This window comes from Bacillus sp. FSL W7-1354 (assembly GCF_038002405.1).
Lineage (GTDB): Bacteria > Bacillota > Bacilli > Bacillales > Bacillaceae > Bacillus > Bacillus paralicheniformis.
Map to the genome: position 1 here is coordinate 651,548 of NZ_JBBOCL010000001.1, position 20,947 is coordinate 672,494.

Sequence of the window (20,947 nt, forward strand, 5' to 3'; positions counted from 1 at the left end):
CAATATGAAATGTCATCTTGTGAGAGATTTACTGCCTCTATACATAGAAGGCGATTGCAGCCGCAAAACGGAACATTTGGTTATGGCGCACATCAAAACGTGTGCAGATTGCCGGGAAATGTATGACATGATGAGGGAACCTGTCAATTTTCATGATGACGACAGATTGCCAACGGAAGCAGGAGAAGCGGAAGAACAAAAATTCAGGAAAGCATACTATCAAAGGCTGATTCTCAAAGGGGCAGCGCTTTTTGGCGGAGGCTACTTGCTGATGCTTTTGATTTATTTATTCTTTTTATAAGAACTGGCGGGCAACCTGCCGCCAGTTTTTTTGGAATTTAATAATCAAAAGCCCCTTCAGCCGGAAGGGGCTCTTTTTTATTCAAGCAGGCCTTTTTCGCGCATTCTTTTTTTGAGAGTAAAACCGCTCCCCATAATGACGATCAGAATTGCGACGGCAATTGCGACGCCGGCAGCGCTTTTTTCGGCGACTGCAACGCCGATCATCATGATGCTGATCACTGCAGCAAGTGCGAATAATAAGAATATCCATTTGATTTGTTTCACTGTTTTCCCATCCCCTTAGTATGAAGTCTACTCTTAGTTTACAGAAAATCGCGCTGAATAGAAAGGGTCAACCGAAGCTGGATATTTGAAAGAAATTGAAATAACTTCGTTCGTCAGTTATAATATGAAAGATTATCTAAATTTTTTAGGAGATGAAAATGTGAAACTTCGAGAAGATCTTCGCAATATCGCTATTATCGCCCACGTTGACCATGGAAAAACGACGCTTGTGGATCAGCTCCTCCATCAGGCTGGCACATTCCGTGCAAATGAAAACGTGGCGGAGCGCGCCATGGATTCCAATGACTTGGAAAGAGAGCGCGGCATTACGATTTTAGCGAAAAATACAGCGATTAACTATAAAGATACACGCATTAATATTTTGGATACTCCGGGACACGCAGATTTCGGCGGGGAAGTTGAGCGGATCATGAAAATGGTCGACGGCGTTCTGCTTGTTGTTGACGCTTATGAAGGCTGCATGCCGCAAACCCGCTTTGTGCTGAAAAAAGCACTTGAGCAAAACTTGACGCCAATCGTTGTTGTCAATAAGATCGACCGCGATTTTGCCCGGCCTGAAGAGGTCGTTGACGAAGTGCTCGATTTGTTTATCGAGCTTGATGCCAATGAAGAACAGCTTGAATTCCCGGTTGTTTACGCTTCTGCGATCAACGGCACCGCTTCAGCTGATCCGAAGCAGCAGGATGAAAATATGGAAGCTTTATTCGAAGCGATTGTCAACCATATTCCTTGTCCTGTCGATAACCATGAGGAGCCTTTGCAGTTCCAGGTCGCTCTGCTTGACTACAATGATTATGTCGGCCGTATCGGAATCGGACGCGTGTTCAGAGGAACGATGAAGGTCGGACAGCAAGTTGCTTTAATGAAGCTTGACGGTTCTATCAAGCCGTTCCGCGTAACGAAAATCTTCGGTTTCCAGGGCTTGAAAAGAGTCGAAATTGAAGAAGCGAAAGCCGGCGACCTTGTCGCGGTATCAGGAATGGAAGACATCAATGTCGGAGAGACCGTCTGCCCGATTGAGCATCAAGAGGCGCTTCCGGTTCTGCGCATTGACGAGCCGACGCTTCAAATGACGTTCGCGGTTAACAACAGTCCTTTTGCCGGTCGCGAAGGAAAATATGTCACGGCCAGGAAGATTGAAGAGCGCCTTGAACAGCAGCTTCAGACAGATGTCAGCCTTCGAGTCGATCCGACGCCATCTCCTGACGCCTGGGTCGTATCCGGTCGCGGTGAGCTGCATTTGTCGATTTTAATCGAAAACATGCGCCGTGAAGGCTTTGAACTGCAAGTATCGAAGCCGGAAGTCATCATTAAAGAAATCGACGGCGTTCGCTGTGAGCCTGTTGAACGTGTGCAAATCGATGTGCCTGAAGAGCATACCGGATCTGTAATGGAATCAATGGGCGCGCGCAAAGGTGAAATGATCGACATGATCAATAACGGAAACGGGCAGGTCCGCCTGATTTTCAACGTTCCTTCACGCGGATTAATCGGCTACTCAACCGAATTCCTTTCCCTTACACGCGGTTTCGGGATTTTAAACCATACGTTTGACAGCTATCAGCCTGTTGAGCCTGGGCAAGTCGGCGGACGCCGCCAAGGTGTGCTTGTTTCAATGGATACCGGGAAAGCTTCAGCTTACGGCATTCAAGGCGTTGAAGAACGCGGCGTGATTTTTGTCGAGCCGGGCACAGAAGTATATGAAGGCATGATCGTCGGCGAGCACAACCGTGAAAACGACCTTGTCGTCAACATCAATAAAATGAAGCAGCAGACAAACGTGCGCTCAGCGACGAAAGATCAGACGGTCAGCATGAAAAAACCGCGTATCATGTCGCTTGAAGAATCGCTTGAATACTTGAACGAGGATGAGTACTGCGAAGTCACGCCTGAATCCATCAGATTGAGAAAGAAAATTCTCGACAAAAACGAACGCGAAAAAGCAGCGAAAAAGAAAAAGCTGGCAGGATTGTCGTAACATTTGCAGAACCTAAAAAAAGAGCAACCCAACTAAGCAAAGGGGAGGGGAATCTTTTTGACTGATGTAAGTGAACGGCTGTCGTTTTTTGCCGCTCTTTATAAAGTGGACCAGAATCCTGAGGCGGGAATGTGGTGGCTTTATGCCACCATCTTCGTCCTGTCTGCGGTCGTCTTTAAACTGGGGTTCGCCAAACGGCTGCCGCTGTTGAAAACGGCGATCATTTACTTTTTTCTGGCGCTAGGCTGTACGTTTTTAACTTTTTTCGGCGTTTTTCTGCCGGTTGGAGAAGGGCTGATCGTAGCCGTTTTAATCCTTTCGATTTACAAAATCCGTCTGCACCGTTCGAAAAAAGAGCAGACGGGGGCGAATACGTAGAAAAGACATAGCCAAAGAAGGCTATGTCTTTTTTGTATCCGCCAGAAAATCCGCTGTTAATAAGTCCCGAAACAAAGCCCTGGCAAAAAGAATCTCATCTGCTGAATACCGGCTTAAAAATCGTTTAAACCTTTGTTCGATTTTTTCGTGCTCACGCTGGTGAAGGTGATGAATACTTCTCCCTTTATGGCTTAAGCGGAAGTAGATTTCTTTTTTATTGTCGCTGAGCTGTGTCTTGCTGACGAGGCCTTTTTCGGTCAGCTTTGCGGTGATCCTTGAGACCGTCGCTTTTGAAAATCCCATTTTCTCGGAAATCGAGGTGACGTTGATCGGTTCGTGGTCGCCAATGCAGCTGATCGTATGGATGTCAGACATGTTGAGTTTCAGTTCAGCTCCGAATTCGCGTTCCATCTTTTTCATTTCAGCGGAGATGCGCTCTTTCATGACGGTTTCTTGCTGCTCTTGCTGATGAATGAGCCTGATGTACAAATCGAATATTTCTTGTTTTGCGTGTGTTAAATGCTCCATGCAGAAAATCGGCTCCTTTAATCGATGTTTCTGCTTTGATTATATCATTTTGTTGCGCATGAAACAAAATGATTAAACAGACTGAATGTGAGAGTTCCCGCACCAGCGGTGGATACCATCGGCAATCAATTGCTCCGCGTTTTCCATGGATTCGTCGACAGCCCAGGCCACGTGGCCGTCGGGACGGATCAGCGCTGCTTTTACCCCATTCCATTCAGGCCTGCCGTCAATTGCTTTCACTTGTATACGGCGGACGTGAGGAATGGTGGAAAATTCCTTCGTTTCTATCCCGAATGCTGCTAATAAAAAGCGTCCATCACGGAGAAAAGTGTAGAGCCGTTTGACAGTACCATCTGAAAGGGTCAGATCGATATCTGGGAGACGTTTTCCGTTCAGCTCATGTTCAGGCATCTTTTCATCTGCTTTGTATTTCACGCTGAGCGCCGCAATTTGTTCTGCCAGATAGCGATTGACGTCTGAAAATCCGAGAATGCCGGATAATAATTCGCGGAGGTACAGGCCTTCACGTGTAAAATCAAACAGCTTTGTTTGGATTTGTGTATTGACGAGCAGCGCTTCCCCGACAGTATGTCTTTCATTATGGTAACTGTCAAGCAGCCAGTCGGGGCACCGTCCGTTGATCTTTGCTGCGAGCTTCCAGCCAAGGTTCATTGCGTCCTGAAGTCCGACATTTAAACCTTGCCCTCCTGCAGGAAAATGAATATGCGCGGCATCTCCAGCCAAGAAAATTCTGCCGGAGCGGTAATGCTCTGCCAACTTGCTGGCATTTCCGAAGCGGGACATCCAAACCGGGCTGTCAATTCCAAAGTCCGTGCCGCAGATGCGGTTGAGTTCTTTTTTTAATTCTTCCAGTGTGACGGGCTCGTGAAGCAAAGCTTGAGGCATGTGCGGCGCCGTTATGAGGACGCGGAAAATGCCGTCGTCTAAAGGCACGATCACAACGCCGCCTTCACGGTTCACGCAAGTATAAAAATGCGATTCCGGCGGATTTTCAAGCGACACATCCGCAAGCATTGCGGTGATATTCGCATCAGTTCCTGAAAAAGCGATACGCGCCTGCTTGCGGATGGTACTTCCGGCTCCGTCAGCACCGACGATATAGGAAGCGGTTAGAAAGGACAGGCCGTCGGGTCCCTGGACGACGAGCTCGGCCGTTTCCTCATACTCGCGGAAAGCGAGAACTTCATGATCGCGAAGGATGCAGACACCGAGATTTCGCGCATGTTCCTCAAGCACCTTCTCGGTTTCGTACTGAGGGATGATCAATGTAAAATTGGCTTGCGTATCAAGCGCAGAAAAGTCCAATCCAGTCTTTAGACCGGCAAAATGCCCCGAAGGGCTCGGCTTGCCAATTTCCTTAAACCGTTCTCCAAGCCCCCTCATTTCAAGTATTTCGATTGAGCGCGGATGCAGCGTGAGCGCTTTTGAGAATGGCGAAGGCTCTTTCAGCCGTTCGACAATACAGGTCCGGACACCGGCCAAAGCCAGCTCGGAAGCCGTCATCAGACCGACGGGGCCGCCGCCTGCAATCAGTACATCAAAATCCATGATGAATCACTCCTTTTTTGTTACGCATGAAACAATTTTAACATACTACAAATGAAAATGTTTATCAACTATAATCTTTAATTTTGTTACTCGTGTAACAAAAAAGCCGATAAAAAAGCATGGAGCTTGTCCATGCTTTCATGACTTGATCTGCTCTTTATCTTTTCTGTGCGGATATAGCTTAAAACGGCCGGTTTTCATCCGGTTTTCTGTTTTGATTTTAATTCGTTCGCTGCATTCATGGCACATATAAGTATGTATCGGCCGGTTTCGGAGACGTTTGGCAATGAGTGTGTCATCATCGATTTTTTCGATTTTGTCACACAATGAACACTTTACCCTCACTTGATTCACCTCACTTACGATTCATTATACCTTAATCAATCGGACAAATAAATTTTCTCCTATAGAAAAAAGGAAAAAGCCTGTGCCGTCAAGAAAACAGTGGCACAGGCTTTTAAAAGTTATGGCTGCCGATTTTTCATATGCTTGTTTGATTGCTTATTCTGCTCCTTTTCAAGCTGTTTCTGGTTTCTGTCATTCAACTGGTCGTTGTTGGATTTTGTAGGATTTGTTTGCTGATTGTCTGTTGCGTCGTTCGGCACTTCAGGAAGGACGCGCCCGACGATGGCTGCCAGCTCGTCGAGAATCCCTTTGACAGGGCGTCCCGCTTGAATTTCCCTGCCCATTGCCCGCAGGCGGTTGACGGTGTCGGGATCTGCGACAACGGCGGCGTTTGCTCCGTAAGGGTCATTCTGCAGCGCTTCAGCCACGGAATACTTAATAGATTCGACTTTGCTGCGCTCCAAATTGTCTTTCACATCAATTCCGACGACGGCTAGCCTGCCGAGCACGACGGCGGTTGCATCATTGACACCCGGAACGCTTTCGGTGATCTTCACAAGGCGCCGCGAGATGGCTTGCCCGTCTTTACGGTTCACCGGCTCTTGGGAGCTGTTTTTTACTTGAATCGGTTTGTTGCCGGGAAGCTCGTTCGCTTCATTTCGGGCATTATTTTGAATGCCGCAGGCTGAAAGCAGCATAACGGTTTGAATTAGGATCAAAAAAAAGATTCGCACTTGAGGTTGCCTCCTTAAAAATGCTTTCATTAATTTTTATTGTTGAATTAACCTTCTATCTTTATTCACAAAAACATATATTTTAGCGGGCGCTCCATCAGCTTTTAACCCAATTGAAAAGAAAAGGCTAAAAATCCTGATCAGGAGGCGGAAGATTGAGTAAAATTTATGTGCTGGATACGAATGTGTTATTGCAGGATCCGAATTCAATCTTTTCTTTTGAAGATAACGAGGTTGTCATCCCGGCTGTCGTATTGGAGGAAGTCGACTCAAAGAAACGCTACATGGATGAAATTGGGAGGAATGCAAGGCGCGTATCTAAATTGATAGATGATTTGCGTTTAAAAGGAAGGCTGTATGAAAATGTTCCCCTACCAAACGGAGGAAGCTTGAGAATCGAGCTGAACCATCGCTCTTTTCAGCAGCTTCAAGAAATTTTTATCGAAAAAACAAGCGACAACCGTATTTTAGCCGTAGCGAAAAACCTCAGCCTGGAAGAGGAAACGAAAGAAGACGGCAGGCCGGTTATCCTTGTCAGCAAAGATATGCTGATCCGTGTCAAAGCCGATGCCATCGGCTTGATGTCAGAGGATTTTTTGCACGACAGGGTTGTCGACAATGATGATATATACAGCGGTTATACAGACGTGTACATTCGCCCGGATCAGATGAATTCCTTTTTTGAACATCACGATTTGCCGCTTCACGAAATCAGCAGTGAGATGCTGCGTCCGAACCAGTTTGTCGTCATGAAGGACGCGCTCGGCGGATCATCCTCTGCCGTAGGGATCGTAGATCAAAGCGGAAAAGCCGTTAAAAAGCTTGTTTTCGATCAGGAACAGGTTTGGGGCATACGTTCGCGAAATGTACAGCAGACGATGGCTTTGGAACTTCTTTTAAGACAAGATATTCCGCTTGTCACCCTGATTGGAAAAGCCGGCACAGGAAAAACCCTGCTTGCGTTGGCAGCAGGGCTGCTGCAGACAGAAGACCTGGGGAATTTTAAAAAACTTGTTGTCACAAGGCCGATCGTTCCTGTCGGAAAAGATCTCGGCTATCTTCCGGGTGAAAAAGAAGAAAAACTTCGTCCGTGGGTCCAGCCTATTTTTGATAACCTGGAATACTTGTTCAATGCAAAAAAGCCGGGGGAGCTTGATGATATTTTAGCGGGGATGGGCTCCATTCAAGTCGAAGCCCTCACATATATAAGGGGCAGAAGCATTCCTGACCAATTCATCATCATTGATGAGGCTCAAAATCTGACCAAGCATGAAGTCAAAACGCTTCTGACCCGCGTCGGGGAAGGCAGTAAAATCGTATTGATGGGAGACACCGAACAGATCGACCATCCTTATTTAGATGCGATGAACAACGGCCTGGCCTATGTTGTCGAGCGCTTTAAGGATCAAAAAATTTCCGGAAACGTGAAGCTTTTAAAAGGAGAGCGCTCCCGGCTCGCCAGGCTTGCAGCCGATCTGCTGTAAATAAAAAAACCCGGGCGTTTAACCCGGGTTGCAACTTGCATGGCCCGCGGGCCGGGTTGCCGGCAAGTGCCGATAGCCCGGCCGGGAAAGAGGAGGCGGAGTTTTTCATCGCCTCCGGCGCACCCGTTGCAGTGTTGTAGCTTTAAACAATGTGAATTTCTTTTACTCGTTTCACAGGAGTCATCCTGTTTGAACCGTCGGGAAAATAAACGTGTACAGGCCCGTCTTCGCCAAGCGGCTTGCCATTGTTGCTGAAGCAGAGAATCATGCCGCCCGCTTCTTCGATCGGAACGGAAACGTCTTCACCTTCCGTTTTGAAGAGGCATTTGACGGCGGAGCCTGTCACCTCCGCATTTTTTAAAAAAGGTTCAAGCTTGATCCCGAAAGTGCCGTCAAGCAATTTCTCCTTTTCATATTTTTTCTCTGATTTCAGTGTCGGCGGCGATACAGTACCTTCCCTGATTTGCCGTTCCCGGTCAATCACAAGGTCGTCTTCTTCATCTTTTACCTCTCTGAAATCTGAAAAGAACTGATCGAGATCAAATTTTCGGTCATCAAAAATCCAAACGCTCGGATCGAGCGTAATCGAATACTTTACATTTCCTGTGATCGTTACAATGCTCATGTCTCTACCACTCCCTCACAAAAATTATAAGCGCTTTCTTTCAAATTGTCACTTCTCATAACAAAAGCCCTCTCCGGGAAAGATAACAGCAACGACGCTCGGATGGAGGGAAAAAACTTGAATTGCCGGGATAATGAGGAGCTTGAATATTTTGTCACGGAAGCGAAAAAAGTGACGGACAAAGGAAAGGTTGCATCTTACATACCGGCTTTGGCTGAATTATCGGAGGACGATTTATCGGCGGCGGTCTACTTTACGGACGGGACGTGTATATCAGCGGGAGACGTGGAAAAAGCCTTCACTCTGCAAAGCATCTCAAAAGTATTGTCGCTTGCTCTCGTCCTGATCGATCACGGTCCGGAAACAGTGTTTCATTATGTAGGACAAGAGCCGACTGGTGATCCGTTTAACTCCATCATCAAACTTGAAACCGTCAACCCGGGGAAGCCGCTGAATCCGATGATAAATGCCGGAGCATTGGTGGTGACAAGCATGATTAAAGGAGAGACGAATGCCGATAAGATCGGCAGGCTTCTTGATTTTATTAAAAAACTGGCAAATAACCGGAATATTACCTTTTGTGAGAAGGTCGCCGAATCTGAATTTGAAACCTCGATGGTCAACAGGGCGATGTGCTACTACATGAAAGAGCACGGTATTTTTCAGGCTGAGGTTGAGGATGTCATGGATGTGTATACAAAGCAGTGCGCCATTGAAATGAACAGCTTAGACTTGGCGAAAATCGGTTCTGTTTTTGCTTTGAACGGCAAGCATCCCGAAACGGGAGAACAAATCATACCGAAGGATATCGCGAGAATTTGCAAAACATTTATGGTGACATGCGGAATGTATAATGCCAGCGGCGAATTCGCAATCAAAATCGGCATACCCGCCAAAAGCGGGGTTTCAGGGGGAATCATGGGTCTATCCCCATACCGTTTCGGCATCGGCATCTTCGGGCCCTCGCTTGATGAAAAGGGAAACAGCATCGCTGGAATCCGGCTTTTAGAGCTGTTATCGGCGAACTACAGTTTAAGCATTTTTTAAAACGTGAGCGGAAGCTTAAAATGCGAGTCTTTGAAATACGGCGAAAGGACAGAAATAGCTTGCTTTTTTTCGGCTGAGGCTTTATCATAAATAGAAGAATTAGGTACTCGCCTGGGGAACGGAGGGATACTTTTGGCGTCTGAGATTGTAGTCGACCATCGTGAAAAAGCACTTGCCCTGTTAAAACGTGATGCTGATAAAATCTTAAAGCTGATTCAAGTGCAAATGGACAACTTAACGATGCCTCAATGTCCTCTTTATGAAGAGGTTTTAGATACACAAATGTTCGGACTCTCTAGGGAAATTGATTTTGCTGTCCGCCTTGGATTAGTGGATGAAGAAGAGGGTAAAGAACTGCTTTACAGGCTGGAACGTGAATTGTCTGCATTACATGATGCATTTACAAAAAAATAAATGAACACCTCAGAAGAATCTTTCTGTCTGAGTCAGCTTGTCGACGACGTTTCGATAGAAACAAACTGCCGGCAGGCTTTTTTTGTTATGGAATGAGAAAGAAAACGTCCGCTGATGAAGGAATGAATGCTGTTCGTGCCGAATAAACGAAGACGCATGGTATGCCGATAAAAAAATAGAACGGCAGTCTTGGAACAGACGGACTTTTCTTTCAGACGAGATTCGAAGTCTTATGAAAAGGGTATCTTTCGTGCTTTTTAAGAAAGTGTAGTAAAATAACGAAGGAGTTACCACAAACACATTTTGAAGGCAAGTAAGGAAGAGGATAATAATATGATAAAAAGAATGCTCAAATCCTATGATTATTCATTAATCTTCGCTGTATTCCTGCTGTGCGGGTTCGGGCTCGTCATGGTGTACAGCTCAAGCATGATCACAGCCGTGACAAGGTACGGACAAGACAGCAGCTACTTTTTTGACAGGCAGCTGATGTTTTTGGTGCTCGGAACCGTCATATTTTTATGCGCGGCGCTTTTTCCGTATAAGGCTTTTGCCAATCAAAAATTCCAAAAGTTTTTGCTGCTCATTTCCGTTGTCGCTTTGTTCGGGCTGTTCGTTGTCGGACACGTGGCCGGGAATGCCCAAAGCTGGTTCAGGGTTTCGAATTACGGCATCCAGCCGGGGGAGTTTGTCAAGCTGACCGTCATCTTGTATCTTTCTTCCGTCTATGCCAAAAAGCAAAGCTATATTGACAACTTGGGAGCCGGAATCGCCCCTCCCGCGATCATCACGCTTTTCATTTGCGCACTGGTCGCTGCTCAGCCGGATGTGGGAACGGCCTTTATCATCGCTTTAATCGCTTTGTGCATTATTTTGTGCTCGGGATTCAGCGGCAAAACGCTGTTAAAGCTCGTACTTTTGGCCGGGGCTGTCCTTGTGCTCGTCAGCCCGCTCATTTATTTCAACTGGGACAGCATTTTAACAGAAGGACGGATGAATCGGTTTGAAAGCTACCAAAACCCGTTTAAAGACGCACAGAAATCTGGTTTTCAAGTCGTCAACTCCTACTTGGCGATCGGTTCGGGAGGGCTGTTCGGCCTGGGTCTCGGCGAAAGCGTGCAGAAGTATGGATATCTGCCTGAAACGCACACCGATTTCATTATGGCGGTCATCGCCGAGGAGCTCGGCATTTTCGGCGTCCTTTTTGTCGTGCTGCTGCTCGCTTTCATCGTTTTAAAAGGGTTTTATATTGCGAGAAAATGCGACGACCCGTTTGGAAGCCTGCTTGCGATCGGGATATCAAGCATGATCGCCATCCAGTCTTTCGTGAACCTGGGCGGCATATCCGGCTTGATTCCTTTGACAGGGGTGACGCTTCCGTTTATCAGCTATGGAGGGTCATCGCTCATTCTGCTGATGGCAAGCGCGGGGATATTGGTGAACATCAGCATGTTTAATGAATACTTTGACCGGTTCAAACGAAAACAGCCTGTCGATACTACAAAAACCAAAGAAAATCAATATAAAAAAAGTATAAATTTTTAAAAAACTAAGCGTGTACAATGTCCATCCGATTCATTTAGAATAGATACATACTTAAAACAGCGGATGAGGGGGAACGACATGTCACAACAGTCTATTCAAAAAGTTCTTGTTGCAAACAGAGGGGAAATCGCTATCCGCGTATTTCGCGCCTGCACAGAACTGAATATCCGTACGGTAGCGATCTATTCTAAAGAAGACAGCGGATCATACCACAGATACAAAGCCGATGAAGCATACTTGGTCGGCGAAGGGAAAAAGCCGATTGATGCTTATCTTGATATTGAAGGGATCATCGAGATTGCGAAACGCAACCATGTGGATGCCATCCATCCGGGCTACGGCTTCCTGTCTGAAAACATTCAGTTTGCCAAGCGGTGTGAAGAGGAAGGCATCATCTTTATCGGACCGACCTCCAAGCACCTCGATATGTTTGGAGACAAAGTAAAAGCCCGTGAACAAGCTGAAAAAGCAGGAATTCCCGTCATACCGGGGAGCGACGGCCCAGTGGCTGATATCGCGGAGGTCAAACAATTTGCGGAGGAGTTCGGATATCCGTTTATCATCAAAGCGTCGCTGGGCGGCGGCGGCCGCGGCATGCGGATCGTCAGAGACGAATCGGAGCTGGAGGAATCCTATAACAGGGCAAAATCAGAGGCGAAAGCCGCTTTTGGCAATGATGAAGTGTATGTCGAAAAGCTGATCGAAAAGCCGAAGCACATTGAAGTTCAAGTCATCGGAGACAAAGAAGGTAACGTGGTTCACCTTTACGACCGTGACTGCTCTGTGCAAAGGCGCCATCAAAAGGTTATCGAAATAGCGCCGAGCGTTTCGCTTTCTGAGTCCCTCCGGGAAAAGATTTGCGATGCTGCCGTTAAGCTTGCGAAGAATGTTGATTATGTCAATGCCGGTACGGTCGAATTTTTAGTTGCGAACGATGAGTTTTTCTTTATTGAAGTCAACCCGCGTGTTCAGGTGGAGCACACCATTACGGAAATGGTGACGGGTGTCGATATCGTTCAGACACAAATCCTGATTGCTGCCGGACTCAGTCTGGGCAGCAGCGAAATCAGCATTCCGAACCAGGATGCCATCACGCTGCACGGATATGCGATCCAGTCAAGGGTTACGACTGAAGACCCGTCAAACAATTTCATGCCTGACACAGGCAAAATCATGGCATATCGCTCAGGCGGCGGTTTCGGGGTGAGGCTTGATACCGGAAACAGTTTTCAGGGCGCTGTCATTACGCCTTATTATGACTCGCTGCTTGTTAAGCTTTCAACCTGGGCGCTGACGTTTGAACAGGCGGCGGCCAAAATGGTCCGCAACCTACAGGAATTCAGGATAAGGGGAATCAAAACGAATATTCCTTTCCTTGAAAACGTGGCGAAACACGAAAAATTTCTCACAGGGCAATACGACACGTCATTTATTGATACAACACCGGAACTCTTTGTCTTTCCTAAGCAGAGAGACCGTGGAACAAAAATGCTGACGTATATCGGGAACGTAACGGTCAACGGCTTCCCGGGCATTGATAAAAAGAAGAAGCCGGAGTTCGACAAGCCCCAGATCGTCAAAACGGATGTCGATCAGCCGATCGCGAGCGGAACAAAACAGATTCTTGATGAACGCGGAGCTGAAGGGCTCGTCAAATGGGTGAAAGATCAAGAGGAAGTGCTCCTCACTGATACGACGTTCCGCGATGCCCATCAGTCACTGCTTGCGACAAGATTCAGAACGCATGATTTGGAGAAAATCGCCAATCCGACAGCTGCGCTCTGGCCTGAGCTTTTCAGCCTTGAAATGTGGGGCGGCGCCACTTTTGATGTCGCTTACCGTTTCTTGAAAGAAGACCCGTGGAAAAGGCTTGAGAAGCTGCGGAAGGAAATTCCAAATACGATGTTTCAAATGCTGTTGAGATCTTCGAATGCCGTCGGGTATACAAACTACCCTGACAACCTGATTAAAAAGTTTGTCAGCGAATCCGCTGCGGCCGGAATCGATGTATTCCGCATTTTTGACAGCTTGAACTGGGTTAAAGGGATGACGCTCGCCATTGATGCAGTGCGCGAGTCGGGCAAACTTGCCGAAGCCGCGATCTGCTATACCGGAGACATTCTCGATCCGAACAGAACAAAATATAACCTTGAATATTATACGTCAATGGCAAAAGAGCTTGAATCAGCGGGGGCGCATATTCTCGGCATTAAAGATATGGCCGGCCTGCTGAGACCTCAAGCAGCATACGAACTGGTGTCAGCTTTGAAAGAGACGATCGATATTCCGATCCACTTGCATACACACGACACGAGCGGCAACGGTATTTTTATGTACGCGAAGGCGATAGAAGCAGGCGTCGACATCGTCGACGTAGCGGTCAGCTCTATGGCGGGCCTGACATCACAGCCAAGCGCAAGCTCGCTTTATCATGCGCTTGAAGGCGATAAACGCCGTCCGCAGCTGAATGTCGATGCGGTAGAGTCGCTGTCTCAATATTGGGAGTCTGTCAGAAAATACTACAGCGAGTTTGAGAGCGGCATGAACGCGCCTCATACCGAAATTTACAAGCATGAAATGCCTGGCGGCCAATACAGCAACCTTCAGCAGCAGGCTAAGGGAGTCGGCCTCGGTGATCGCTGGAATGAAGTGAAAGAAATGTACAGCCGGGTCAACCACCTGTTCGGGGACATCGTAAAGGTTACGCCGTCATCTAAAGTCGTCGGGGATATGGCACTTTACATGGTGCAAAATAACCTGACGGAAGATGATATTTACGAAAGAGGAGAATCACTCGATTTTCCTGACTCAGTAGTCGAGCTTTTTAAAGGGTATATCGGCCAGCCTCACGGCGGATTCCCTGAGAAATTGCAAAAGCTGATTTTGAAAGGGCAGGAGCCGATTACAGTGCGCCCTGGAGAACTTCTCGAACCCGTTTCGTTTGACGATATAAAAGCGGAGTTTAAGGAAACGCATGATCTGGAGCTTTCCGATCAGGATGCTGTTGCATATGCGCTTTATCCGAAAGTGTTTACCGAGTATGTTAAGACAGCGGAACTGTACGGGGACATCTCAGTGCTTGATACACCGACCTTCTTCTACGGCATGACGCTCGGCGAAGAAATCGAAGTCGAGATCGAAAGAGGGAAAACGCTGATCGTCAAACTTGTCTCTATCGGCGAACCGCGTCCTGATGCAACGAGAGTCGTCTACTTTGAACTGAACGGCCAGCCTCGCGAAGTGGTCATTAAAGACGAAAGCATTAAATCGTCCGTTCATCAAAAGGTGAAAGCCGACCGTTCAAACCCGAATCATATCGCGGCGTCCATGCCGGGAACGGTGATTAAGCTTCTTGTAAGCAAAGGGGACCAAGTGAAGAAGGGCGATCATTTAATGATCAATGAAGCAATGAAAATGGAAACGACCGTTCAGGCTCCGTTTTCAGGAACTGTTGAAAACATTCATGTGACAAACGGAGAAGCCATTCAAACCGGCGACCTCCTCATTGAGCTGAAAAAATAAAAGTGCTGCCGCTGACTTTTGTCGGCGGCCTTTTTTTATGAAAAAATCCCCCGCAACAGGCGGGGGATCAACCGTTTATTGTTATTTTTGCGCCTGTCTGCGATAGCGCGCAACAAGCAGCAGGAAGTAGCAAAGGATTCCGAACAGGCAGGAAATGAAGAAAGCGTGGGCGAGTGCAAATCCCAAATCCAGCCTGCTGTAGACAACCGCAATTCCTGAGGCAGCCTGAAGGATAATCAGGATCAGGGAAATCATCCAGCCCCAATAAATGCGTTTTTGATTTTTATACTGTTTGGCCGCATGTATCGCTGCCGCAATGATCCAAGCGAACAGAAGAAGCGCCGCAGCCCTGTGTCCCATCTGCACCCATTCGTGAAACTTCCCTGGGAGCCAGCCGTTTTGTGTGCTGCACATCGGAAAGTCAAGGCACGCAAGGCTTGACTTCGTATGCCGGACATATGCGCCTGTATAAACGACGACATATGTGTATATAATGATTCCTATCATATGAAACTGCATGGTTTTTCCTATATAAAACGATTCGGCTTTCTGCTTGCTGTCAGCTTCAAACACGAGGAGCGTCAACAGCAGAACAGATGCAAAGGAAATAAGCGAGATTCCGAAGTGCAAAGCCATGATCAGGGCCGAAGACCCGAAGACGACCGCCGCAGCGCCCAGGAGCGCCTGAAGAATGAGGAAGACGACCGACATCACCGCAAGAAATTTCGTTTCTCTGATATGGCCGATTTTTTTCCATGTCCAAATGGCGAGAGCCAGCACAAGGACGCCGGATGTGCCGCTGACAAACCTGTGGCTCCATTCGATAATCGATTCAAGGGTTAGAGCCGGGAATATGCTTCCGTTGCAAAGCGGCCAAGATCTGCCGCAGCCCATTCCCGAACCCGTCTTTGTGACGAGGGCGCCGCCGATCAGCACGAAAAGCATGGCGATAGTTGTGATAATTCCCAAGCCTTTTAATGCTTTATTCATAAATTCAATTCTCCTTTTTTAATGCAAACTGACTAATAAAAAGATATTTGCCACCTTCAAGTGTAAGCGAATTGATGTTCTGCTGCAATTCATAATGATTATTGTTCACAAAAATGCAATAGAAGGCGTTCACATTTTTATTGGTTTTGAAGACTTGATAATTGTGGCTTCGTTTGATAGAACTATATTAGAATGACAGTGGTTTTCCGCTCTTGTTCACAATTTTTCCTTCATCTGTAAAGAAAGTCATAAAAAGTTCACAAATATAAACCGGTTTGTCGATTAATATTTAATAGGCTGTTTTTTTCCAACCGGTAATCTTGTATGATAGAGTTGTAGGTTTTTTATGAATATACCGCTTCTCTTGACGTGATGAAGGTTTGAGTAAGGGGGGTTAGTATTATGGCTGAAACAAGAATTACAGCTGATACAGCAATGAATGGACAAATAGAAGAGACGACAGCATGGAAAGATTTCCTCGCCCTTATCAAAGTCGGGATTGTTTACTCGAACCTGATAACAACTTTTACGGGCTTGTGGCTCGCTTTTTACTTTTCAAATCTGAGCTTTCTAGGAAACCTTGATATCGTGCTGTTCACTTTAGCGGGATCCTCGCTTATTATCGCAGGATCATGCGTCATCAACAACTATTATGACCGTGATATTGACCAGCTTATGCAGCGGACGAGAACAAGGCCGACGGTGACTGGTAAAATCCAGCCTTCACATGCATTGTGGTTCGGCATTCTGCTGACTGCGCTCGGTTTTATCATGCTGCTGATGACCAATCTGACAACTGCCGCAGTAGGCTTTGTCGGCGTCTTTACGTACGTGTTTCTATACACGATGTGGTCAAAGCGCCGCTATACCGTTAATACGATTATCGGAAGTGTGTCAGGGGCTGTTCCTCCTTTGATCGGATGGACCGCTGTCCAAGGCTCCATCGGAGTTGAGGCATGGGTGCTGTTTTTAATCATGTTTATTTGGCAGATTCCCCACTTTCTGGCGCTTGCGATTAAGAAAACGGAGGAATACAGAGCTGCAAATATACCGATGCTGCCTGTTGTACACGGTTTTGAAGTGACGAAAAGGCAAATCATCATTTGGATTGCCTGCTTAATGCCGCTGCCGTTTTTCCTGGGCGGACTCGGACTGCCGATCGTCATTTTGGGAACGGTACTCAATATCGGCTGGCTCGTTTGCGGTCTGGTCGGTTACAGAAGCAAAAATATCATGAAGTGGGCAACGCTCATGTTTGTATATTCATTAAATTACTTGACCATATTCTTCGTTGCCATGGTCGTATTCACACTTTTTAAAATTGGATAGAACTCTATAATTCATCACATTGAAGGCTGTCACTTAACACTTCAAACAGACAACAATCATGTAAAAGCCGCCTTATCGATTTTTTTCGATTATGTTTAACAAGGCGGCTTTACGTTCATACATAGATGGTATTTTGAGTAAAAAACCTCATTATTTAAGAAATGAGGAAATGTAAGTGCTTTAATTTAAGTGGGGAGTCAGATGAATGAATAGGTGTCCTATAAACGTTTGAACAGTGAAAGTTTCAAAAGGATTGATTGAAAAGGGGTTGGGAAGAAATGTTAAAGAAATGGCGTCTGATGTCGCTGTTCACTATTTTGGCGCTCGTTTTAGCAGGGTGCGGAGAACCGTTCATATCAACGCTGCAGCCGGCGGGCGAGGTGGCTGATCAGCAGTATTTCCTAATGATTCTCAGCACGCTGATCATGGTTGTTGTTGTAGTGGTGGTAAGTTTCATTTTCGTATTTGTCATCGTCAGGTACAGAAGATCTAAGCTCGGTGATGACCACATCCCGAAACAGGTTGAAGGAAACCGCAATTTAGAAATTTTATGGACTGTTATTCCAATTCTTCTCCTTCTTATCCTGGTTGTTCCTGTTGTCGCACAGACCTTTGATCTTGCTGATACAAAACCGATGGATAAGAAAAACAGGGATCCGGAGAAGGCGCTGGTCGTCAATGTCCGGGCGAACCTTTACTGGTGGGAATTCGAATATCCTGACTACGGCGTGGTGACGAGCCAGGAGCTGGTCGTGCCGACCGATGAACGCGTTTACTTTAAGCTGAAAGCTTCCGATGTCAAACATTCATTCTGGGTTCCTTCAGTCGGGGGTAAGATTGATACGAACACAGACAATGAAAACAAATTCTTCTTAACGTTCGATTCAAAACGCGCTGAAAAAGCCGGAGACTATTTCTACGGGAAATGCGCCGAGCTCTGCGGACCTTCCCATGCTTTAATGGACTTTAAAGTTAAAGCGGTTTCGAAGGATGAGTTCAAGGAATGGATGAGCGATATGGAAAACTATAAAGCGGGGGCGAAAACCGATCTCGCTGTTGAAGGAGAAAAAGTGTTCAAAGAGAAAAACTGCCTGAGCTGTCATGCGACCGATTCAAAAGACCAAAGGGCGGAAGCGGCCAGAACGGCTCCGAACCTCGCGACTTTTGGAGACCGGTCGACGATCGCCGGTGTGAAGGAATTCAGCGATGAAAACTTGAGAGCGTGGCTCAAGGATCCTGAAAGCATAAAACCGGGCAACAAAATGACCGGCACATACCCTGATTTGAGCGACAAGGAACTTGATGCACTGACTGAATATTTAAAGGGGTTAAAAACGGAAGACTAACGCTTCAAAGGGAGAATGAGGGAGGTTACATTGTGAGTACGCTTAAGAAAAAGCAAGGTTTTGGGGCTGTATTATGGGACTATTTAACGACTGTCGATCATAAAAAGATTGCCATCCTTTATTTGCTGGGCGGCGGGTTCTTCTTTGTGCTCGGCGGAATCGAAGCGATGCTGATCAGGGTTCAGCTGATGATACCGAACAATGACATCATGAGCGGCGGAGTCTACAATGAGATCATGACGATGCACGGTACAACGATGATTTTCCTGGCAGCGATGCCGCTTTTGTTCGCACTGATGAATGCCGTCGTTCCGCTGCAGATAGGCGCGAGGGATGTTGCGTTTCCATTTTTGAACTCGCTCGGCTTCTGGCTGTTCCTTTTCGGCGGCATCTTTCTGAATTTAAGCTGGTTTTTGGGAGGGGCACCCGATGCCGGCTGGACGTCTTACGCGTCGCTTTCCCTTCATTCCGAAGGGCACGGGATCGATTTCTATGTTCTCGGTCTGCAAATTGCCGGGATCGGTACGCTGATTGCCGGAATTAACTTTCTCGCGACGATTATCAATATGAGGGCGCCGGGCATGACATACATGAGGCTGCCGCTTTTCACATGGACGACATTCGTCGCTTCGGCTTTGATTTTATTCGCGTTCCCGCCGCTGACCGTAGGCATCGCGCTCTTGATGCTGGACCGGTTGTTCGGAACGAGCTTTTTCAATCCGGAATTAGGCGGTAATACGATCATTTGGGAGCATCTGTTCTGGATCTTCGGACACCCTGAAGTTTATATTCTCGTACTCCCGGCGTTCGGAATCTTTTCGGAAATCATTCCGGTTTTTGCGAGAAAAAGGCTGTTCGGTTATTCTTCAATGGTATTTGCGACCGTATTGATCGGCTTTTTAGGCTTCATGGTTTGGGCCCACCATATGTTTACAACGGGACTCGGGCCTGTGGCGAACGCCATTTTTGCGGTGGCGACGATGGCCATTGCCGTCCCGACCGGAATTAAAATCTTCAACTGGCTGCTCACGGCTTGGGGCGGGAGCATTAAGTTTACAACGCCGATGCTTTATGCGATTTCTTTTATCCCGTCGTTTGTCATGGGCGGGGTGACAGGTGTCATGCTTGCTGCTGCACCGGCTGACTATCAGTTCCACGACACGTACTTTGTCGTGGCTCACTTCCATTACGTCATCATCGGCGGAGTGGTGTTTGCCATCCTCGCCGGCGCTCATTACTGGTGGCCGAAAATGTTCGGGAAAATGCTGAGCGAAGCGTTGGGCAAAATAACATTTGTGCTCTTTTTCATCGGGTTCCATCTGACTTTCTTCATCCAGCATTGGCTCGGGTTGTGGGGAATGCCGAGACGCGTGTTCACATACTTGCCGAATCAGGGATTTGACATGGCGAACTTAATCAGTTCAATCGGAGCTGTGTTTATGGCGGCTGCTGTCATCATACTCGTGATCAATATTATCGTGACGACTGCCAAAGGGGAAAAAGTCGGCAGCGATCCTTGGCATGACGGAAGAACGCTTGAGTGGGCCGTTTCTTCACCGCCTCCTGAATACAACTTTAAACAGCTGCCTCTGGTCAGAGGCCTTGATGCTTTATGGATCGAAAAAAGAGCCGGCAAGCAGTCAATGACCGCCGCGGAGCCGCTTCAGGACGTCCATATGCCAAACGGATCGATTCTCCCGTTCATCATGTCACTCGGGCTGTTTATATCCGCTTTCGGCTTCATGTACCGGACGGAATTTGCCTGGGGGCTGCCTGTCATTCTGATTGGATTAGGAATCACATTATTTATGATGCTTCTCCGGTCTGTAATTGATGACCACGGGTATCATATTCATAAAGAAGAACTGATGGATGATGACGACAAAGGGGTGAAGGCATAATGCATACAGAAGAGAAATTAACGGCTGAAACCTTCCCGGCTTCTCCTGAAAAAGCTACATTAGAAGGAAAAAATAAGTTTATCGGCTTTTGGCTATTTCTCGGAGGAGAGACGGTTCTTTTCGCGTCTCTCTTCGCAACATACCTTGCGCTGAAGAATTCAAATGCAGGAGGGCCGAAAACGACTGAGATGTTTGACATGGGGCTGGTCTTTCTGGCGACAATGCTCCTTTTAACGAGCAGTTTAACGAGCGTATATGCCATGTATCATATGAAGAACTTTGCTTTTAAAAAGATGCAGGTTTGGCTCGGAATCACTGTTCTGCTCGGTGCAGGCTTCCTGGCGCTTGAAATATATGAATTCACCCATTATATTCACGAATATGGGTTCACCATTCAAAGCTCGGCTCTCGGCTCCGCTTTTTATACGCTAGTCGGCACGCACGGTGCGCACGTTACGTTCGGGCTGCTCTGGATTCTTTCTTTGATGATCAGAAATGCGCGCCGCGGATTAAGCCTTTACAACGCGCCGAAGTTTTTTGTCGCAAGCCTCTATTGGCATTTTATCGACGTTGTCTGGGTGTTTATCTTTACCGTTGTATACTTGATGGGGATGGTGGGATAAA

General features: G+C 47.0%; 19 protein-coding genes. 12 read left to right on the plus strand and 7 right to left on the minus strand.

All coding sequences use genetic code 11. From position 1 onward, the window contains the following. Positions 1-4 precede the first annotated feature (4 nt). On the plus strand, positions 5-301 hold the full coding sequence (locus MKZ04_RS03475) for an anti-sigma factor family protein (protein WP_020451259.1): 297 nt from the start codon (positions 5-7) through the stop codon (positions 299-301). 77 nt (positions 302-378) lie between these two features. Here MKZ04_RS03475 and MKZ04_RS03480 read toward each other — a convergent pair whose 3' ends face one another. After that, a complete protein-coding gene (locus MKZ04_RS03480) occupies positions 379-567 on the minus strand; it encodes a YlaF family protein (RefSeq protein WP_020451261.1) in 189 nt (62 codons plus the stop codon). 160 nt (positions 568-727) lie between these two features. Here MKZ04_RS03480 and typA point away from each other — a divergent pair, with 160 nt between their 5' ends. Beyond that, a complete protein-coding gene (typA, locus tag MKZ04_RS03485) occupies positions 728-2,566 on the plus strand; it encodes a translational GTPase TypA (RefSeq protein WP_020451262.1) in 1,839 nt (612 codons plus the stop codon). A 57-nt stretch (positions 2,567-2,623) separates the two neighbouring features. Continuing rightward, complete coding sequence (locus MKZ04_RS03490; RefSeq protein WP_003181448.1) at positions 2,624-2,944, plus strand: YlaH-like family protein; 321 nt, start codon at positions 2,624-2,626, stop codon at positions 2,942-2,944. A 21-nt stretch (positions 2,945-2,965) separates the two neighbouring features. Here the strand turns inward: MKZ04_RS03490 and MKZ04_RS03495 are convergent, their stop codons facing one another. The 4 genes from MKZ04_RS03495 to MKZ04_RS03510 all read right to left on the minus strand — a co-directional run bounded on the left by MKZ04_RS03495 (position 2,966) and on the right by MKZ04_RS03510 (position 6,120). Next, complete coding sequence (locus MKZ04_RS03495) at positions 2,966-3,472, minus strand: MarR family transcriptional regulator (protein WP_023857268.1); 507 nt, start codon at positions 3,470-3,472, stop codon at positions 2,966-2,968. 72 nt (positions 3,473-3,544) lie between these two features. Beyond that, positions 3,545-5,041 carry a monooxygenase gene (locus tag MKZ04_RS03500; protein WP_020451264.1) on the minus strand — a complete coding sequence of 499 codons (1,497 nt, stop codon included), beginning with the start codon at positions 5,039-5,041 and terminating at the stop codon, positions 3,545-3,547. 138 nt (positions 5,042-5,179) lie between these two features. Beyond that, a complete protein-coding gene (locus MKZ04_RS03505) occupies positions 5,180-5,386 on the minus strand; it encodes a YlaI family protein (protein ID WP_003181456.1) in 207 nt (68 codons plus the stop codon). Positions 5,387-5,505: 119 nt separating this feature from the next. Then, positions 5,506-6,120, minus strand: a complete 615-nt coding sequence (locus tag MKZ04_RS03510; protein WP_020451265.1) for a YhcN/YlaJ family sporulation lipoprotein — start codon at positions 6,118-6,120, stop codon at positions 5,506-5,508. Between the two features lie 155 nt (positions 6,121-6,275). Here MKZ04_RS03510 and MKZ04_RS03515 point away from each other — a divergent pair, with 155 nt between their 5' ends. Next, entirely contained in the window at positions 6,276-7,604 is a 1,329-nt protein-coding gene (locus MKZ04_RS03515; RefSeq protein ID WP_020451266.1) for a PhoH family protein, read from the plus strand. A gap of 142 nt (positions 7,605-7,746) precedes the next feature. Here the strand turns inward: MKZ04_RS03515 and MKZ04_RS03520 are convergent, their stop codons facing one another. Beyond that, positions 7,747-8,229 (minus strand): hypothetical protein, encoded by a 483-nt coding sequence (locus MKZ04_RS03520; protein ID WP_020451267.1) that lies wholly within the window; start codon positions 8,227-8,229, stop codon positions 7,747-7,749. A 102-nt stretch (positions 8,230-8,331) separates the two neighbouring features. Between MKZ04_RS03520 and glsA the strand changes: the two genes are divergently transcribed. The 4 genes from glsA (at position 8,332) to pyc (ending at position 14,757) form a co-directional block, all read left to right on the plus strand. Next, the gene (glsA, locus tag MKZ04_RS03525) at positions 8,332-9,276 is read left to right on the plus strand and encodes a glutaminase A (RefSeq protein WP_371268713.1); all 945 of its coding nucleotides are present in this window, start codon (positions 8,332-8,334) and stop codon (positions 9,274-9,276) included. Between the two features lie 132 nt (positions 9,277-9,408). Next, a complete protein-coding gene (locus MKZ04_RS03530; RefSeq protein WP_003181465.1) occupies positions 9,409-9,690 on the plus strand; it encodes a YlaN family protein in 282 nt (93 codons plus the stop codon). Positions 9,691-10,023: 333 nt separating this feature from the next. Beyond that, the gene (locus MKZ04_RS03535; RefSeq protein WP_020451269.1) at positions 10,024-11,235 is read left to right on the plus strand and encodes an FtsW/RodA/SpoVE family cell cycle protein; all 1,212 of its coding nucleotides are present in this window, start codon (positions 10,024-10,026) and stop codon (positions 11,233-11,235) included. 78 nt (positions 11,236-11,313) lie between these two features. Further along, entirely contained in the window at positions 11,314-14,757 is a 3,444-nt protein-coding gene (gene pyc, locus MKZ04_RS03540) for a pyruvate carboxylase (RefSeq protein WP_020451270.1), read from the plus strand. 81 nt (positions 14,758-14,838) lie between these two features. Here pyc and MKZ04_RS03545 read toward each other — a convergent pair whose 3' ends face one another. Beyond that, positions 14,839-15,747: a COX15/CtaA family protein gene (locus MKZ04_RS03545; RefSeq protein WP_020451271.1), complete on the minus strand. Its 909-nt coding sequence runs from the start codon at positions 15,745-15,747 to the stop codon at positions 14,839-14,841. A gap of 402 nt (positions 15,748-16,149) precedes the next feature. Here MKZ04_RS03545 and cyoE point away from each other — a divergent pair, with 402 nt between their 5' ends. The 4 genes from cyoE to ctaE all read left to right on the plus strand — a co-directional run bounded on the left by cyoE (position 16,150) and on the right by ctaE (position 20,946). Further along, the gene (gene cyoE, locus MKZ04_RS03550; protein ID WP_341045311.1) at positions 16,150-17,076 is read left to right on the plus strand and encodes a heme o synthase; all 927 of its coding nucleotides are present in this window, start codon (positions 16,150-16,152) and stop codon (positions 17,074-17,076) included. A 278-nt stretch (positions 17,077-17,354) separates the two neighbouring features. After that, the gene (gene coxB / locus MKZ04_RS03555) at positions 17,355-18,422 is read left to right on the plus strand and encodes a cytochrome c oxidase subunit II (protein ID WP_020451273.1); all 1,068 of its coding nucleotides are present in this window, start codon (positions 17,355-17,357) and stop codon (positions 18,420-18,422) included. Between the two features lie 32 nt (positions 18,423-18,454). After that, positions 18,455-20,323 (plus strand): cytochrome c oxidase subunit I, encoded by a 1,869-nt coding sequence (gene ctaD, locus MKZ04_RS03560; protein ID WP_020451274.1) that lies wholly within the window; start codon positions 18,455-18,457, stop codon positions 20,321-20,323. Beyond that, entirely contained in the window at positions 20,323-20,946 is a 624-nt protein-coding gene (ctaE, locus tag MKZ04_RS03565) for a cytochrome c oxidase subunit III (RefSeq protein ID WP_020451275.1), read from the plus strand. The genes ctaD and ctaE overlap by 1 nt, the downstream gene beginning before the upstream one ends. Position 20,947: the final 1 nt, after the last annotated feature.

What these genes read in the sequence shown, in the direction of transcription:
- MKZ04_RS03475 (WP_020451259.1), top strand. Translation starts at nt 5, where the DNA reads ATGAAATGTCATCTTGTGAGAGATTTACTGCCTCTATACATAGAAGGC.
- MKZ04_RS03495 (WP_023857268.1), bottom strand. Translation starts at nt 3,472, where the DNA reads ATGGAGCATTTAACACACGCAAAACAAGAAATATTCGATTTGTACATC.
- MKZ04_RS03500 (WP_020451264.1), bottom strand. Translation starts at nt 5,041, where the DNA reads ATGGATTTTGATGTACTGATTGCAGGCGGCGGCCCCGTCGGTCTGATG.
- MKZ04_RS03520 (WP_020451267.1), bottom strand. Translation starts at nt 8,229, where the DNA reads ATGAGCATTGTAACGATCACAGGAAATGTAAAGTATTCGATTACGCTC.
- glsA (WP_371268713.1), top strand. Translation starts at nt 8,332, where the DNA reads ATGGAGGGAAAAAACTTGAATTGCCGGGATAATGAGGAGCTTGAATAT.
- MKZ04_RS03535 (WP_020451269.1), top strand. Translation starts at nt 10,024, where the DNA reads ATGATAAAAAGAATGCTCAAATCCTATGATTATTCATTAATCTTCGCT.
- pyc (WP_020451270.1), top strand. Translation starts at nt 11,314, where the DNA reads ATGTCACAACAGTCTATTCAAAAAGTTCTTGTTGCAAACAGAGGGGAA.
- MKZ04_RS03545 (WP_020451271.1), bottom strand. Translation starts at nt 15,747, where the DNA reads ATGAATAAAGCATTAAAAGGCTTGGGAATTATCACAACTATCGCCATG.
- cyoE (WP_341045311.1), top strand. Translation starts at nt 16,150, where the DNA reads ATGGCTGAAACAAGAATTACAGCTGATACAGCAATGAATGGACAAATA.
- coxB (WP_020451273.1), top strand. Translation starts at nt 17,355, where the DNA reads ATGTTAAAGAAATGGCGTCTGATGTCGCTGTTCACTATTTTGGCGCTC.
- ctaE (WP_020451275.1), top strand. Translation starts at nt 20,323, where the DNA reads ATGCATACAGAAGAGAAATTAACGGCTGAAACCTTCCCGGCTTCTCCT.